Consider the following 16,957-nt stretch of genomic DNA (forward strand, 5'->3'; position numbering starts at 1 on the left):
GAATTGGCGAGAATACGCCAATTCAAAAGGGAATTCGGAACTCCGTGAGTTCAGCCCTCGTCCAGCCCCCGCCCCCGGGTCTCCGGGGCGAAGAACGTGAACGCCAGCGCCGCCGCGGCCAGCGGCGCCGCCGCGACGAGCGCCGTGACCTCCATCGGCGGGACGGCCGCGGCGGCCACCGACAGGGCGAGGATCAGCACCCCGCCCACCTTGCTCACCGCCGCCGCCCAGCCCGTTCCCCGCGCCCGCAGGGCCGTCGGGTACACCTCGGAGCTGTACGCGGCGACCACGGCCGCGGTCGCGCTGATGCCCCACAGCGGGACCAGGAGCAGCAGCCGCATCAGCGACGCGTTCCCGGCGACCTCCTCGCCCGCCGCCGCGAGCACCACCAGGGCGGCCGCCGCGGTGCCCGCGACGACGACCGCCGTGCGCCTGCTGCTCCACAGCCCGTACAGCAGCGCCGTCACCACGTTGAGCGGCAGGCTGATCAGGGCGCTGTCCCGCAGGACGCGGGCCGACGACGCCTCCAGGTAGCCGATCCGGGCCAGGTTGACGGGCAGCCACATCTGGAACCCGTACGTGAGCAGCCCGGCGCCCGCCGCGAGGACCGTCAGCACCGCCGTACGCCCGCCGAATCCCCGCTCCCACAGGCGCGCGTACCCGGGCCGGGGCCCGCCCTCCGCGCCCTCCGGCTCCGGCTCCGGCGAGGACTCCACCGGCACCAGCGCCGCGCCGTACCGCGCCAGCACCTCACGGGCCTTCTCGGCGCGTCCGGTGGCCAGCAGGAACCGCGGCGACTCCGGGATCCAGCGGTTCAGCACCAGCAGCGCCAGCCCAGTCGGCAGCCCCACCAGCCACAGCGCCCGCCACCCGAACTCCGGGGTGAGCACCGCCGCCAGCCAGCTCGTCAGGGCGTACGCGACCGTGACGTTCCCGCCGATCAGCACCATCAGCCAGCCGCGGTGCCGGCGCGGGACCGTCTCCGCGATCAGGGTGAAGGCGATCGGGATCATCCCGCCGGCCGCCGCGCCCATCACCAGGCACATCAGCACGTTCCACCAGAACCCCGGCATGGCCCCGCAGACCGACGTCGTGGCGAACAGCACCCCGGCCAGCAGGATCGCGTTGCGCCGGCCGATCCGGTCGCCCAGCCAGCCCCACACGAAGGAGCCCACCATGGTGCCGGTGATCCCGGCCAGCGGAAGCCAGGCCACCGGTACGCCGCCCCCAGGGCGCAGCGGCGACGCGAGACCGTACTCGGCGGCGACGCCGGGTACGACGAGCGACAGGGTGAGCGGCTTCATGACGTCGATCGTCACGGCGAGCGAGAGCACCACCAGCAGCGCGACGTGGGCGGGCCTCAGCGGGGCGTCGTCCTGCGGGCGCACCCGGACCGCGGAGACGGCGGCCTCCCGGCGCAGGGCCTCGTCTCGGGGCGGCCACAGCCCGGCGAGCACCGCCCCCACGCCGCCCACGATCAGCGCCATGCCCGCCACCATGGCCGGGTCCGGCGCCATGCCGGCCATCCGGTACCCCATATGACGGGAGGCCAGGAACATCGGCAGATGCAGCACCGTGCCGACCGTCCCGGCGGTCACCCCGAGCCAGAACAGGCCCGGGCGGGGAAATCCCCCTCCGCCCGCTCCCTTTCCCTTGCGCGGCACCCTTTCCATATCCGCCCCCTCCCCCGGCCCCGCCCCTGGTTCCTTCATGAATGCCCGGCACGCCCGCCGCCCATACCGCGCCGGAAAGCGATCCGCATATGAAAGGGAAAAAGGCCCGGCCGCACGGCGGGCGGCCGGGCCTCTTCTTCTCCGGCCGGCTCAGCGCATCAGCACGCCGGCGCCCTCCCCCGTCGTCTCCGTCGGCAGCGCCACCAGGCCCAGGTCCGCGCCCGCCGGCAGCAGCCGGTGCGCGGGCAGTATCCGCACGGTGTAGCCGAACGGGCCCGTACGGTCGAGGGTCAGCGGTCCCTCGTACACCCAGCGGCCCTGCTCGTCCGGCCCTCCGGACGGTTTGAGCGGCACCTTCTGGGCGTCGCGGAGCCGGTCGTCGGTGTCGACCCGGCCGGCGACCGCCTGCACCTCGACGTCCTCGGGCCGCAGGTCCCCGAGGGTCACCCGTACGCGCAGCGCGAGCGTGGCGCCGAGCTCGGCGGTGCCGTTGGCCTCGTCGACCTCCAGGTGGTCGACGGCGACGCGCGGCCACGCGGCGCGCACCCGCGCCTTCCAGGCGGCCAGTTCGCGTGCCGCGTCCTCGTCCAGCGCGCGGTGGGCCAGGGCGGCCGGGGTGTACAGCCGCTCCACGTACTCGCGCACCATGCGCCCCGCCAGCACCTTGGGGCCGAGGTTGGCGAGCGTACGGCGGACCATCTCGATCCACCGCTCCGGCAGCCCGTTGCCGCCGCGGTCGTAGAAGCGGGGGGCGACCCGCTGCTCGATCAGCTCGTACAGCGCGGCGGCCTCCAGGTCGTCGCGCCGGTCCTCGTCCGTCGTCGGGCCGTCGGCGGTGGGGATGGCCCAGCCGAAGTCCGGCTCGTACCACTCGTCCCACCAGCCGTCGAGCACGCTCAGGTTGAGGCAGCCGTTGAGCGCCGCCTTCATCCCCGACGTACCGCAGGCCTCCAGTGGCCGCAGCGGATTGTTCAGCCAGACGTCGCAGCCGGGGTAGAGCTTCTGCGCCATGCCCATCCCGTAGTCCGGCAGGAAGACGATGCGGTGGCGTACGCGCGGGTCGTCGGCGAACCGCACCAGCTCCCGCACCAGCCGCTTGCCGCCGTCGTCCGCCGGGTGGGCCTTGCCCGCCACCACGATCTGCACCGGCCGCTCCGGGTCCAGCAGCATCCGGGTCAGCCGCTCGCGGTCCCGCAGCATCAGCGTCAGCCGCTTGTACGACGGGACGCGGCGGGCGAAGCCGATGGTGAGCACGTCGGGGTCGAGCACGCCGTCGATCCAGCCGAGCTCCGCCGAGCCCGCGCCGCGCTGCCGCCAGGAGGCGCGCAGCCGGGTCCGTACCTCCGTCACCAGCTGTTCGCGCAGCTCGCGCCGCAGCTCCCAGATCTCGGCGTCGGCGATGTCGGCGACGGAGTCCCAGCGCTGCGAGCCGCCGACGCTCAGCGCGTCCTCGGCGCGCTGGGTGCCGATCTTGCGGGCGCCGAGCCGGAACACCTCGGGGGCGACCCAGGTCGGGGCGTGGACGCCGTTGGTGATGGAGGTGATGGGCACCTCCTCGGGGTCGAAGCCCGGCCACAGGCCCGCGAACATCTCGCGGCTGACGGCGCCGTGGAGCGTGGACACGCCGTTGGCGCGCTGGGCGAGGCGCAGGCCCATGACCGCCATGTTGAAGAGACCGGGCTCACCGCCCGGATAGGTCTCCCTGCCCAGCTGGAGGATCCGTTCGACGTCGATGCCCGGCAGCTCCGCGCCGTCGCCGAAGTGGCGGGCGACGAGGTCGCGGTCGAAACGGTCGATGCCGGCCGGGACGGGCGTGTGGGTGGTGAACACGGTCCCCGCGCGCACCGCCTCCAGCGCCGCGTCGAACTCCAGTCCCTTCCCGGTCAGTTCGCTGATGCGCTCCAGGCCGAGGAAGCCGGCGTGGCCCTCGTTGGTGTGGAAAACCTCGGGCTCCGGATGGCCGGTCAGCGCGCAGTACGCCCGGACGGCCCGTACTCCCCCTATCCCCAGCAGCATCTCCTGCAGCAGCCGGTGCTCGCTGCCTCCGCCGTACAGCCGGTCGGTGACGTCCCGCTCGGAGGTGCCGTTCTCCTCGACGTCCGAGTCGAGCATCAGCAGCGGTACGCGTCCGACGCGGGCGATCCAGACGTGCGCGTGCAGCCGGCGGCCGGCGGGCAGCGCGAGGGAGACGCGGACGGGGCAGCCGTTCTCCTGCCGCAGCAGGCTCAGCGGCAGCTCGTTGGGGTCGAGGAGCGGGTAGTGCTCCTGCTGCCAGCCGTCGCGGGAGAGGGACTGGCGGAAGTAGCCGTGGCGGTAGAGCAGCCCGACGCCGATCAGCGGGACGCCGAGGTCGGAGGCGGCCTTGAGGTGGTCCCCGGCGAGGATGCCGAGGCCGCCGGAGTACTGCGGCAGGGCCGCGGTGACGCCGAACTCCGGCGAGAAGTAGGCGACGGCGGCGGGGAGTTCGCCGTCCGAGGCGCCCTGGTGCTGCTGGTACCAGCGGCGGCCGTGCAGATAGTCGTCGAGGTCGTCGGCGGCGGCGGCCAGGCGGCGCAGGAACCGCCGGTCCCTGGCGAGCTCGGCGAGGCGCGCGGCGGGCACCGAGCCGAGCAGCCGTACGGGGTCGCCGCCGGCCGCCCGCCACCCGTCGGGGTCGACGGACTGGAACAGCTCGCGGGTCTCGGTGTGCCAGGACCAGCGCAGGTTGCGTGCGAGGTCGCTGAGGGGGCGCAGGGGTTCGGGGAGGACGGGGCGCACGGTGAATCGACGGATTGCCTTCACGTGTTCCACCTTCGCAGGGCAGGTACGTATCGGGGCGGACGCACCACGGTGTGCGTCCGCCTTCACCCTTCGACGGTAGTGGCACGGCGCCCCCGTCAACCACGGCGCACTCAGGGGAGCACGCTCACCGCCACCTCGTAGGGTGAGCCCGCGTTGACGGCCGCCGGGTCGAAAGCGCCGGTCAGGGCGTAGCGCGCGGCGATCTCGGCGCGCTCCTCCGGCGGGATGACGGTGTCGATGTCGGTGAAGCCGCCGGGCGCGCGCTGGTGGGCCAGGTTGATGACGACCTCGGGGCCCAGGCTGCGGTTGGCGCGCTGGAGCTCCGTCATGGCGGGACGCCGGTCCGCCTCGTAGGCGGCGAGGGCGTCGGCCGGGTCGCGGTACAGCGCCATGGCGTGCGCGAGGGCGCGGCCGTCGATGATGGACTGCGTCGCGCCGTTGGAGCCGATGGGGTACATGGCGTGGGCGGCGTCGCCGATCAGGGTGGTACGGCCGTGGCTCCAGCGGGGCAGGGGCTCGCGGTCGACCATGGGGTACTCGTAGGCGCCGTCGGAGGCGCGCAGGACGTCGGGGACGCTGACGCCGTCGAACTCCCAGCCCTCGTAGTGGTGGAGGAAGTCGCCCACCGGCACGGGCCGGTTCCAGTCGCCGCGTATCGCGTCCGTGCCCGCGGCACCGGCGATGCGGTCGGCGGGCATCGCCAGCGCCCAGTTGACGAGGACGTCCGGGCTGCGCAGGGTCGGCTCGGTCATCGGGTAGACGACGGCCTTCTGGCGGTCGTCGCCCGCGATGAGCATGAAGGAAGCGGTGTCCTTCGCCGCCATCGACGACACGCCGCGCCACACGAGCATGCCGTTCCACGGCGGCGCGCCCTCGCCCGGGTAGAGCGCGGCGCGGACCGCCGAGCGGATGCCGTCGGCGCCGATCAGGACGTCCGGTTCGAGCGAGGCGAGGCCGCGGGTGGCGCCGGTGCGGTGTTCGAGGCGGACGCGCGGGCGGCCGTCCGGGAGGAGCTCCAGGCCGGCGACGCGGACGCCGCCGACGATCGCGGCGGGGCCGAGCCGTTCCCGTACGGCCTCGGCGAGGACGAGCTGGAGGTGGCCGCGGTGGATCGACAGCTGGGGCCAGCGGTAGCCGGCGCGCAGGCCGCGGGGCTCGCGGGAGACGAGGCCGCCGGAGCGGTGGTAGTAGCGCAGCTCCCGGGTGCGTACGGCGTCGGTCTCCAGGCGGTCGAGGACGCCGAGCGCGTCGAGTTCGCGGACGGCGTTGGGCATGATGTTCAGCCCGGCGCCGACGGGGCGGATCTCGCGGGCGGCCTCGACGACGGTGACGCGCTGGAAGCCCGCGGCGTGCAGGGAGAGCGCGGCGGTGAGGCCGGCGACGCCGCCGCCGGCGATGAGTATGTGCGGGGTCATGGGGGGGCGCTCCTCTTACGCGGCCGGTGCGGGACGGTGCGGCGCGACGGCGGGCGCCGCGGCCGCGGGTGCGTTCGCCGCGGGCGCGGTGGCCGCGGGCGCGCCCGCCGCCCGCGGGGGTTGGACCGAGCGCCGCACCAGCGTCTCGTTGTCCCGGGTCAGGTCGAGGACCTCGCGCAGCAGCGCCACCGGGGCGCCGCCGCTGCCCTCGTCGTACAGCCGCAGCTCGTCGCTGTACGCCTTGCGCGCGATGCCGATGTGCCGGGCGCGGAACGTCTTGAGGATGCGCAGCACGCGGGCCAGCGAGCGGGCGGAGGCCATGAGCTGGGGCGGCAGCCGGTGCACGGTCTCCCAGCTCAGGGCGGCGGACAGCTTGCTGACGGCGGAGACGCCGCCCTTGTGGGCCGCGTAGAAGGCGCGCCAGGACGGCAGGCTGTACTGGACGGACTCGTCCAGGAAGGTGTCGTACGCCGGCTGGGAGCGGTCGCACTGCCAGAGCGTCAGGTCCACCAGCCACAGGGGGACCTGCGCGGCGGCGGGGCCGAGGTAGTCGCGGCCCGCGACGTCGATCTCCTCGAAGTAGGAGCGCAGCGTCTGGGCGAAGAAGGCGGGCGAGACGTTGGCGACGGTGAAGTCGATGGAGTCGACCATCGACTGGACGTGCTGTGCGGTGCGGTCCAGTGCGAGGGCGAAGCCCGGGTCGTACGGTTCCAGCCGGGCGAGCTGCGCGCAGGTGTCGAGCGCGGCGACGAGGCTGGGGAAGACCATCCGGACGGCCTCCTGGAGGTGGGCCTCCATCTCGTGGCCGGTGTACATCCGCTGGCGCCGGCCGAGCGGGTTCCAGGTGGTGTAGTGGTGCACGGTGTCGCGCGGGATCATGTCGGTGCGGCGGGCCAGCTCCTCCAGGACGGGCAGCGTCTCCGGCACGGCGGCGAGGGGTTCGGTGCCGTGACGTTTCAGCGAGCCGAGGAACATGCCGATGTCGCGCATCCCGGCGAGCGCCTCGACGACGCTCCATTCGGCGACCCGGTCGAGGTCGGGGATGAGCGCGCGCAGGGCGACGGTGAGCGCCGGGACGTCGGCGTCGCGGTTCATCGCGGGGAGCGCGGCGAGCAGCGCATCGGCGCCGAGTGGATCGGCCGCGCGTATCTCGGCTATGCGGTAGCGCGGTTCGGCGACGGTGTCCAGACCGGGCGCGACAAGGTCGTACAAGGTCAACGGGAAGCCCCCCTCGGGCAGTCTCGGGTCGGGGTGGTGGCGGGCCGCGTGGTCAGGCGGCCGCGCGGTTACCGCAGGTCACCCACCCGGTCCTGGCGTGGCGGCGCCGGTACGGGCGCGGGCGGGGTCAGCCGTACGGAGAGCAGTGCGGCCACCGCCGCGAAGGCGGCGCCGACGAGCAGGGCGGCCTGGAAGCCGGCCGTCTCGGCGGCGGGGGTCACCGCGCCGGACGCCGCCGTGCCCGTACGGGCGGTGGCGACGGCCACCAGGACGGCGAGGCCCAGGACGGAGCCGAACTGCTGGCTGGTGTTGATGAGCCCGGAGGCCAGGCCCGTCTCGGCGGGCGAGGCCTCGGCGGTGGCGGCCACGTTGGTGGTGACCATGACCAGCGGCAGGGCGACACCCAGCAGGAGGCTGGGTGCGAGGACGGTGGTGTAGAAGGTGCCGTCGGCGCTGAGGGCGAGGGCGAGCCACACCATGCCGGCGAGCAGGAGGACGAAGCCGAGGGTCGTGGCGGCGCGCAGGCCGAGGCGTCCGATGATCCGGCCCGTCTGCGGGGCGGTGACGACGACGACCACGGAGAGCGGCAGCAGCCCGAGCCCGCCGCCCAGCGGGGAGTGTTCCAGCACGCGCTGGAGGTACAGGCTCACCAGGAAGAACATCGGGAACAGCGCCATCTGGGCGAGCGCGCTGAGGCCGTTGGCGAGCCGCAGCGTGGGCCTCTTGAGCACGGCGGGCGGCACGAGCGGCCGCGCGATGCGGGTCTCCAGCACCGCGAAGGCGGCCAGCAGGACGAGCCCGGCCGCGCCCGCGGCGAGGCTGCGGCCGACGAGGGCGTACGCGACGAGGCCGAGGCCGCCGGTGGCGGTGAGCGCGCCGAGCAGGTCGAAGCCGCGTTCGGCGCCGCGTGTCCCGCCGTCGAGGAGGCGGAGCGCGAGGACCGCGAGGAGCCCGGCGACGGCGACGTTCAGCCAGAAGGTGGAGCGCCAGCCCAGCAGGTCGGTGAGGACTCCGCCGAGTACGGTGCCGAGCACCCCGCCGAGCCCGCCCATCGCGGCGAACGCGCCGAGCGCCTTGTGCCGCGCGGGCCCGTCCGGGAAGAGGATCAGCAGCAGCGCGAACGCGGCGGCGGCGGCGAGCGCGGCGCCGACGCCCTGCACGGCCCGCGCGGCGACGAGCGCCCCGGCCGACCCGGCGAGCGCGCCCACCGCGGAGGCGGCGGCGAGCAGCCCGAGCCCGGCGACGAACAGCCGCCGGTGGCCGAGCAGGTCGGCGGTGCGCCCGCCCAGGAGGAGCAGGCCGCCGAAGGTGATGAGGTAGGCGTTGGCGACCCACGACAGCCCGGCGGAGCCGGAGCCGAGGTCCTCGCCGATCGACGGCAGCGCCACGTTGACGATCGCCGTGTCCATGATCAGCAGCAACTGCGTGGCCGCGAGCAGCGCCAGCGCGCCGCGCAGCGGCCGCGTCCGGGTCCCGCTCACCGCTGCACCTCCCGCGCGACGCCGTGCCCCGCGCCCACGCCCGGGCGCGAAGCCGCCGGGACGGGCATCCCGGCACCGCGACCCCGGGCCACCCGGCGCGAAGCCGCCGGGACCGGCCGGGCGGCAGCGGGCCGCGCCGCGGGCGCCGAGCGCCGAGCGCAGCGCGACGGGCGCGGCACCGCCGCCCCGGCCGGGGGCGGGGCCGGGTCCGGGTACGGCCGCCGGGCGGCGGCCACCGCCACGGGAGCCGACGACGGGCACGAGGGGCGGGAAGGGCTCGAAGGGAGGGACGACCTCGGCGTCACTGGGACGCCTCCAGCCCGTAGCCGTCCAGGCAAGCCTGCGCCAGGGACTCGCACGCGGCGGTGTCGCCCTCCCAGGCCTGCTGCATCAGGTAGATGTGCGGCGCGCCGTGGTAGAAGCGCTCGTACTGCTCGTGGCGGCCGGCGAACTCCGAGCCCAGCGCGTCCCACGCCAGCTTCAGCAGCTTGATCCGCTCCTCGGCCGGGGTGCCGGGCGAGCGGATGTACTTGCGGACCAGCGGGCCGAGCTCCGGGTGGAGCAGGTCCTCGCCGGAGGCGGGGAGCTGGATGAGGCCGCCGCCCGCGAGGAGCTTGATGTCCTGGACGGTCTGCGGGTAGAGCTCGCCGGCCATGATGCGCTGCGCGAAGGAGATCTCCTTGCCCGGCATCACCCCGCCGCGCCCGCCGTCGACCTGTTCGTACGACGCCTCGGCGGCCAGCACGAACGCCTTCGCCTGCGCGACCCGCCCCATCAGCCGTCCGATCGCCTGGGTGACGGGCGGCAGCTGGTACGTGTTGTTGGCCTTGGTCAGCAGGATGGCGACGCCCGTCAGGAACTCGAGCTTGGTCCAGAAGCGGGTGGCCGCCTGGTGCACGAAGTTCAGGTAGGCGGGCGTCTGCCACCACATCCGGAACGACACGTCGACGTTCCGGTAGGCGAGCACCCGCTCCCAGGGCACGAAGACGTCGTCGCAGACCAGCAGCGCGTCGTTCTCGTCGAAGCGCGAGGAGAGCGGGTTGTCGAAGACGCTGCGCGCCTGCGCCTCGTAGGAGGTGCGGGAGAGGAACTTCAGCCCGGGGGTGTCGATCGGGATCGAGAAGCAGACGGCGTGCTCGACGTCCTGCGGGGCCAGCGGTTCGATGGTGCCGACGATGACCTCGTTGCCGAAGACGGCCGCGGTGCCGATCATCTTGGCGCCGCGCACCACGATCCCGCCGTCCTTCTCGGCGACGACCCGCACCACCAGGTCGTCCTCCTCCTGCTCGGAGGCCGACTTGGTGCGGTCGATCTGCGGGTTGGTGATGGTGAAGGTCGGGTACAGGTCGCCCTCGGCGAGCCGCCGGTGGTAGGCGAGGGCGGCGCCGGAGCCGTCGTACTCGTCCGTCGTGAAGAGCCCCGGCACCGCGGCGAAGCCGGCCGCGCCGCCGGCCATGTAGTCGGGCGTACGGCCCAGGAAGCCGAAGCTCGCCTCCGCCCACACCTTGTACGCCCGCCGGCGGGCCACGAGGTCCTCGTACGAACGCGGGATGGCGTACGCGCGGTGGACGCCGCCCTGGGTGAGGACGGGCGTGTGCTCGGAGTCGTTCGCCAGGTCGTACAACCGCGCGATCGACGCCGCGGTGTTACGGAAGGCGGGGTGCGAGGTGACGTCCTCCACCCGCTCGCCGTCGAGCCATATCTCGCGCCCGTCGCGCAGCGACGCCAGATAATCCTGACCGGACCTGGTCACCTGTTCTCCTCTTGCGTAACGGCATTGCCGCAGCAGAGCCTGTCTGGCCGTAACGGCCTGCGGCAATGAACGTCCGTCCAGCCGCACTTAAGAACCTGCCAGTGCCGTTGACCTCCATACCGGCTGGTATCCGGCTTATATCCCCCCACCGAACCGCCGATTTCACGCCTCCGTACCGTCGGGATCAGGCCGGTCACATCGGCCGTACGCGGGCCGTCTCACGCCGCCGTCGCACCCGAGCGGTACTCCCCCGGAGTCACGCCGAACCACTTGCGGAACGCGAGGTGGAAGCCGACCGCGCTCTGGTAGCCGACGCGCTGGGGGACGGCCGACTGCGGCAGTGACGTCTCGCCGAGGAGCCGCGCCGCCTCCTGCATCCGCCGCCCCGTCAGATGGCGGGCGGGGGCCTCGCCCACCAGCTCGCGGAAGGCGGCCGTGAAGGCCGAGCGGGACATGCCGACCTCCTTGGCCAGGGACTCGATGGTCCACGGCTCGGCGAACCGCGTCGCGATCATCACCAGCGCCCGGCTGATCCCGGGGTGCCGCAGCACCGGCAGGGAGGCCGGGTTCTCCGCGAACTCGCGCAGCAGCGGCCGCAGCGCCAGGACGAGGGCCATCTCGAAGGCGCGCAGGGTGATCAGCCGGTCCCCGGGGCCGACGGGCCGGTCCGGCGAGGCGAGCAGCCGCAGCGTGTCGCGCAGCAGCGGCTCCCGGTCCACCTGGGAGCGGTCGAGCACGAGCACCCAGGGCAGCGCCTTGTACAGGCCGGTCGCGGCGCTGGCGTCGTAGTGCAGTCCGGCGCACAGCAGCCGGCTCTGCGGGCCGCCCCCGGAGATGCGGATCTCGCCGGACGTGCCGGGGACCCGCTCGGGCAGCATCGCCTTGAGCGGCACGCCCTGCCGTTCGGGCCGGTCGGCGAGGCGGTGCGCCGTGCCCGTGGGGAAGACGGCCAGGTCCCCCGCGTGCAGCTCCTGCGGCGCCTGGCCCTCGGCGGTGATCCAGCAGCCGCCCTGGACGATGTAGTGCAGGACCGCGCAGCTCTGCTCGGCGTCGCCCTCGATGGCCCACGGGGCGCTGACGTGCCATCGGCTGTCGAAGACCCCGGTCAGGCGCAGCGGCTGCAACAGCTCGCTGAGGAGGTCGTCACTGTCGGTACCTGCTTTTGCGGTGCGTACGGTGTCCATGGACGATCCTTCAACCCCCGCCCCGGTTTGTTAATTGATCGGCCAAAGCCGTCGCCGCCAGCCTGTGGAGTGCCGTCATGGCAGCAGAGACACCCTATCGAAGGGCCCTTCAGGCACATGTCCGATCACCTTTCCCAGCCCATGCAGACACCCGCGCCGATGCGGGTCGCGGTCGTGGGGGCGACCGGTTTCCAGGGCGGCGCGATCGCCCGTCTCCTGGCGGAGCGGCACCACCGCGTCCGCACGCTGACCCGCCGCCCGGAGGGCGACCGGCCGCCGCTGCCGGGCGTCTCCTTCGCCTCCGGTGACCTGGCCGACGCCGAGGACGTACGGCAGCTCTTCGACGGGGCGACGCACGCGGCGGTGACGATGCCGCTGGTGTACGAGCCCCAGCGGGTCCGCCGGTACGCGCGCAACATCGCGGCGGCCGCCCTGGACTCCGGGGTGCGGCGCCTGGTCTACAACGCCAACACCCGCGTTCCGTCGGTCTCCACCGACGTGGCGGCGTTCGAGACGCGGCGGATCACCGAGGAGGTGCTGCGCGACAGCGGCGTCCCGCTGGTGGTGCTGCGCCCGCCGGTCTACCTGGACAACCTCTTCAGCCCGTGGAACGGCCCCGCCCTGGTGAACGACGGCGTGCTGGCCTACCCGCTGCCCGCGCACACGCCGACGGCGTGGCTCTCGCACCGGGACCTGGCGGAGGCGGTGCTGGCGGCGCTCACCGCGGACGGCGTGGAGGGCCGGACGTTCGACGTCGGCGGCGAGCGGACGCTGACGGGCGAGGAGCTGGCCCAGTGCTTCGCGCGGGGCCTGGGCCGGCCGGTGCGCTACCAGGCGCTGGATCCGGTCGCTTTCGAACAGGGTCTGGCGGCGGTCCTCGGTCCGGCCGCGGCGGCCGGCGTGGCGGGCATCTACCACTACATGGCGTCGGGCACGGACGAGACGCTGATGGCGGGTGACGACGGCGTTTCGGCGCGGGCGTTGTCGCTGCGGTCGGCGCCGGTGGACGAGTGGGTCAGCCGGCAGCCGTGGCAGGTGTGGGCCAACGACCCGGAGGAGCACAACGCCCAGTCGCGGGCGTGAGGACGGCTTCCCACCGGCCTCCACCAGCTCCTCGACGGCTTCTCGACGGCTTCTCGTCACCCATTCGACGGAATCCGGCCAACCGGTCCCGAAATCAACCATACGGGGCCGGTTTCCCGTTTCCCTGTTACACCGGAGTAGTTAACAACGCGCCGGATTGCCCACCCGAAGGGTGTGGGAAGGCTCCTGCGGTACCCGCCCACCCGAGTGAACCCGGACAGGAGCGGTGATGCCTGCGCCCCGCCACTCGTCAACGGAGCAGCTACAAAGAGCGATACCCCGTACGCAACCCTCAGGTGATGCCGTGAACTCGCTGATTGGTCGCATTCCCGTCCTCGATGTCCGCCCTCTGGTCGACTGTGGCAGAAGGCCAGCCAAGGCGGTGGTCGGTGAAACCTTTCAGGTTACGGCCACCGTGTTCCGCGAAGGCCACGACGCCGTGGCCGCCAACGTCGTCCTGACGGACCCGGCCGGCCACGAGGGCCCCTTCACGCCGATGCGCGAACTCGCGCCCGGCACCGACCGCTGGGGCGCCGAGGTCACTCCGACGGCCGAGGGCCGCTGGTCCTATCGGGTCGAGGCGTGGAGCGACCCGGTCGCCACCTGGCGCCACCACGCCTCGATCAAGATCCCGGCGGGCCTCGACACCGAGCTCGTCCTGGCGGAGGGCGCGGCCCTGCACGAGCGCGCCGCCGAGGGCGTACCGAAGAGCGAGGGCCGCGAGGCGGTGCTCGCGGTGGTGGACGCGCTGCGGGACGCGCGGCGCTCACCCCAGGAGCGGTGGCGGGCCGCCCTCGCGCCGGAGGCCGTGGACGCCCTGTCCCGGCACCCACTGCGCGAACTGGTCACCTCCTCGCGCCCGTTGCCGCTCCTCGTGGAGCGGGAGCGGGCGCTCTTCGGTTCCTGGTACGAGATGTTCCCGCGCTCCGAGGGGGCCCGCTTCGAGAACGGCCGGCTGGTCTCCGGCACCTTCCGCACCGCGGCCGAGCGGCTGCCGGCGATCGCCGCGATGGGCTTCGACGTGGTGTACCTGCCGCCGATCCACCCCATCGGCACCACGCACCGCAAGGGCCCCAACAACTCCCTCACGGCCGGCCCGGACGACGTCGGCGTGCCGTGGGCGATCGGCTCGCCCGAGGGCGGCCACGACGCGATCCACCCGGACCTCGGCACCCTGGAGGACTTCGACGCCTTCGTGGCGCGCGCCCGCGAGCTGCGCCTGGAGGTCGCGCTGGACTTCGCGCTCCAGTGCTCGCCGGACCACCCGTGGGTGCGCAAGCGGCCGCAGTGGTTCCACCACCGGGCCGACGGCACCATCGCGTACGCCGAGAACCCGCCGAAGAAGTACCAGGACATCTATCCGATCGCCTTCGACCAGGACATGCGGGGCATCGTCCGCGAGACGCTGCGCGTGCTGCGGCACTGGATGGCCCACGGCGTGCGCATCTTCCGCGTCGACAATCCGCACACCAAGCCGGTGGTCTTCTGGGAGAAGGTCATCGCCTCCATCCGCCGCACCGACCCGGACGTGCTCTTCCTGGCGGAGGCCTTCACCCGCCCGGCGATGATGCACACGCTCGCGGCGGTCGGCTTCCACCAGTCGTACACGTACTTCACCTGGCGCAACAGCAAGCAGGAGCTCACCGAGTACCTGACGGAGCTGTCCGGTGACGCGGCCGCCTACATGCGGCCGAACTTCTTCGTGAACACCCCGGACATCCTGCACGCCTACCTCCAGCACGGCGGCCGGCCCGCCTTCGAGGCGCGGGCGGTGCTCGCGGCGACGATGTCGCCGACGTGGGGCGTGTACGCCGGGTACGAGCTGTGCGAGAACACCCCGCTGCGCGAGGGCAGCGAGGAGTACCTCGACTCGGAGAAGTACGAACTGCGGCCGCGCGACTGGGAGTCGGCGGAGCGCGAGGGGCGGACGATCACCCCGCTGATCACCGCGCTCAACCGGATCCGGCGGCGCAACGCGGCGCTGCGCCAACTGCGCTCGATCCACTTCCACCAGGTGGACGACGACGCGGTGATCGCCTACAGCAAGCGGTCGGGCTCGAACATTGTTCTGACGGTCGTCAACCTCGACCCGCACCATACCCACGAGGCGACGGTCTCGTTGGACATGCCGGAGCTCGGCCTCGACTGGCACGAGACCGTACCGGTGCGCGACGAGCTCACCGGCGAGACCTATCACTGGGGCAGGGCCAACTATGTGCGCCTGGAACCGGGCGTCACGCCCGCGCACATCCTCGTCCTGCGACCGTCCCCGCCGATCGGAGGGTCACCCACATCATGATCGTCAACGAGCCCGTCCACGACACCTTCGAGGACACCCCCGCCAAGGACCGCGACCCCGACTGGTTCAAACGAGCCGTCTTCTACGAGGTGCTCGTCCGCTCCTTCCAGGACAGCAACGGCGACGGCGTCGGCGACCTCAAGGGCATCACGGCCAAGCTGGACTACCTGCAGTGGCTCGGGGTCGACTGCCTGTGGCTGCCGCCTTTCTTCAAGTCGCCGCTGCGCGACGGGGGTTACGACGTCTCGGACTACACGTCCGTCCTGCCGGAGTTCGGCGACCTGGCCGACTTCGTCGAGTTCGTCGACGCCGCCCACCAGCGCGGCATGCGGGTGATCATCGACTTCGTGATGAACCACACCAGCGACCAGCACCCGTGGTTCCAGGAGTCCCGCACGAACCCCGACGGGCCGTACGGCGACTACTACGTCTGGGCCGACGACGACAAGCAGTTCCAGGACGCCCGCATCATCTTCGTCGACACCGAGACGTCCAACTGGACCTTCGACCCGGTGCGCAAGCAGTACTACTGGCACCGGTTCTTCTCGCACCAGCCGGACCTGAACTACGAGAACCCCGCCGTGCAGCAGGAGATCCTGTCGGCGCTGCGCTTCTGGCTGGACCTGGGCATCGACGGCTTCCGCCTGGACGCCGTGCCGTACCTGTACCAGCAGGAGGGCACGAACTGCGAGAACCTCCCGGCGACGCACGCCTTCCTCAAGCGGGTGCGCAAGGAGATCGACGCGGCCTACCCCGACACCGTGCTGCTCGCCGAGGCCAACCAGTGGCCCGAGGACGTCGTCGACTACTTCGGCGACTACGCCGCCGGCGGCGACGAGTGCCACATGGCGTTCCACTTCCCGGTGATGCCGCGCATCTTCATGGCGGTGCGCCGCGAGTCGCGCTACCCCGTCTCCGAAGTCCTGGCCAAGACGCCGGCGATCCCGGCGAACTGCCAGTGGGGCATCTTCCTGCGCAACCACGACGAGCTGACCCTGGAGATGGTCACCGACGAGGAGCGCGACTACATGTACGCGGAGTACGCCAAGGACCCGCGGATGCGCGCCAACATCGGCATCCGGCGGCGGCTCGCCCCGCTGCTCGACAACGACCGCAACCAGATCGAGCTGTTCACCGCGCTGCTGCTGTCCCTGCCCGGCTCGCCGATCCTCTACTACGGCGACGAGATCGGCATGGGCGACAACATCTGGCTCGGCGACCGCGACGGCGTGCGCACGCCCATGCAGTGGACGCCCGACCGCAACGCGGGCTTCTCCTCCTGCGACCCCGGGCGGCTGTACCTGCCGACCATCATGGACCCGGTCTACGGCTACCAGGTCACGAACGTCGAGGCGTCCATGGCCTCGCCGTCGTCGCTGCTGCACTGGACCAAGCGGATGATCGAGATCCGCAAGCAGAACCCGGCCTTCGGCCTCGGCTCCTACACCGAGCTGCCGTCGTCCAACCCGGCGGTCCTCGCCTTCCTGCGGGAGTACGGCGACGACCTGGTGATGTGCGTGCACAACTTCTCGCGCTTCCCGCAGCCGACGGAGTTGGACCTGCGCCTGTTCAACGGCATGCACCCGGTGGAGCTGATCGGCGGGGTGCGCTTCCCGGCGATCGGCGAGTGGCCGTACCTGCTCACCCTGGCGGGCCACGGCTTCTACTGGTTCCGGCTGCGGAAGGACATGGTCCAGAAGTCGGCGAAGTCCATCAAGCCGGGCGCCGCACAGGCGACGGCCCCGAAGCCGGCGGCGCAGGGGCCGACGGGCCCGCGGGCCGCGGCGAGCTGACTCCCCGTTGGCGGTCCCCCACCGGGCCCGCCAACGACGTCACGAAGGGCCGCCGACGGCATCACGGAGGCCCGCCCACAAGGCGTCACCGCAACGGCGTAACGGGCTTGGACGGCGGCCGCCCGTCCCTCGCGCGGGCGGCATACCGAGGGGGCATATCCGCTCCGCAAGGCTCCGGCCAAAGGCGGGACGGTTCCTTCCGGTCGGGCGTTTCCGATGGGCCGCCCTGGGAACTCTCCCCCTCATACGTCGACGGGTCTATCCGGACCATCCCCGC

The 16,957-nt window shown here is 72.8% G+C and carries 10 protein-coding genes; 3 read left to right on the forward strand and 7 right to left on the reverse strand.

The genetic code is table 11. The annotated features are described in order from the left end of the window. Positions 1 to 50: 50 nt before the first annotated feature. From AC07FJ_RS10445 to AC07FJ_RS10475, 7 genes are all read right to left on the reverse strand, one after another. On the reverse strand, positions 51 to 1,598 hold the full coding sequence (locus AC07FJ_RS10445) for an MFS transporter (RefSeq protein ID WP_479047430.1): 1,548 nt from the start codon (positions 1,596 to 1,598) through the stop codon (positions 51 to 53). A 225-nt stretch (positions 1,599 to 1,823) separates the two neighbouring features. Beyond that, entirely contained in the window at positions 1,824 to 4,454 is a 2,631-nt protein-coding gene (gene glgP / locus AC07FJ_RS10450; RefSeq protein ID WP_479047433.1) for an alpha-glucan family phosphorylase, read from the reverse strand. 110 nt (positions 4,455 to 4,564) lie between these two features. Further along, positions 4,565 to 5,869 (reverse strand): flavin-dependent oxidoreductase, encoded by a 1,305-nt coding sequence (locus AC07FJ_RS10455; protein ID WP_479047436.1) that lies wholly within the window; start codon positions 5,867 to 5,869, stop codon positions 4,565 to 4,567. 15 nt (positions 5,870 to 5,884) lie between these two features. Then, positions 5,885 to 7,087, reverse strand: coding sequence for a monodechloroaminopyrrolnitrin synthase PrnB family protein (locus AC07FJ_RS10460; RefSeq protein ID WP_479047439.1), 1,203 nt, complete (start codon positions 7,085 to 7,087; stop codon positions 5,885 to 5,887). Positions 7,088 to 7,155: 68 nt separating this feature from the next. Continuing rightward, positions 7,156 to 8,568 carry an MFS transporter gene (locus tag AC07FJ_RS10465; protein ID WP_479047442.1) on the reverse strand — a complete coding sequence of 471 codons (1,413 nt, stop codon included), beginning with the start codon at positions 8,566 to 8,568 and terminating at the stop codon, positions 7,156 to 7,158. Between the two features lie 301 nt (positions 8,569 to 8,869). Continuing rightward, the gene (locus AC07FJ_RS10470) at positions 8,870 to 10,321 is read right to left on the reverse strand and encodes a 4-hydroxyphenylacetate 3-hydroxylase family protein (RefSeq protein ID WP_479047444.1); all 1,452 of its coding nucleotides are present in this window, start codon (positions 10,319 to 10,321) and stop codon (positions 8,870 to 8,872) included. Between the two features lie 218 nt (positions 10,322 to 10,539). Then, on the reverse strand, positions 10,540 to 11,505 hold the full coding sequence (locus tag AC07FJ_RS10475; protein WP_468284931.1) for an AraC family transcriptional regulator: 966 nt from the start codon (positions 11,503 to 11,505) through the stop codon (positions 10,540 to 10,542). Positions 11,506 to 11,622: 117 nt separating this feature from the next. Between AC07FJ_RS10475 and AC07FJ_RS10480 the strand changes: the two genes are divergently transcribed. The 3 genes from AC07FJ_RS10480 to treS all read left to right on the forward strand — a co-directional run bounded on the left by AC07FJ_RS10480 (position 11,623) and on the right by treS (position 16,680). Then, positions 11,623 to 12,588 (forward strand): SDR family oxidoreductase, encoded by a 966-nt coding sequence (locus tag AC07FJ_RS10480; protein WP_479047447.1) that lies wholly within the window; start codon positions 11,623 to 11,625, stop codon positions 12,586 to 12,588. A gap of 313 nt (positions 12,589 to 12,901) precedes the next feature. Then, positions 12,902 to 14,887, forward strand: coding sequence for an alpha-1,4-glucan--maltose-1-phosphate maltosyltransferase (locus tag AC07FJ_RS10485; RefSeq protein ID WP_479048295.1), 1,986 nt, complete (start codon positions 12,902 to 12,904; stop codon positions 14,885 to 14,887). Then, positions 14,884 to 16,680 (forward strand): maltose alpha-D-glucosyltransferase, encoded by a 1,797-nt coding sequence (gene treS / locus AC07FJ_RS10490; RefSeq protein ID WP_361418817.1) that lies wholly within the window; start codon positions 14,884 to 14,886, stop codon positions 16,678 to 16,680. The genes AC07FJ_RS10485 and treS overlap by 4 nt, the downstream gene beginning before the upstream one ends. Positions 16,681 to 16,957: the final 277 nt, after the last annotated feature.

The organism is Streptomyces sp. NPDC045998, from assembly GCF_056430285.1.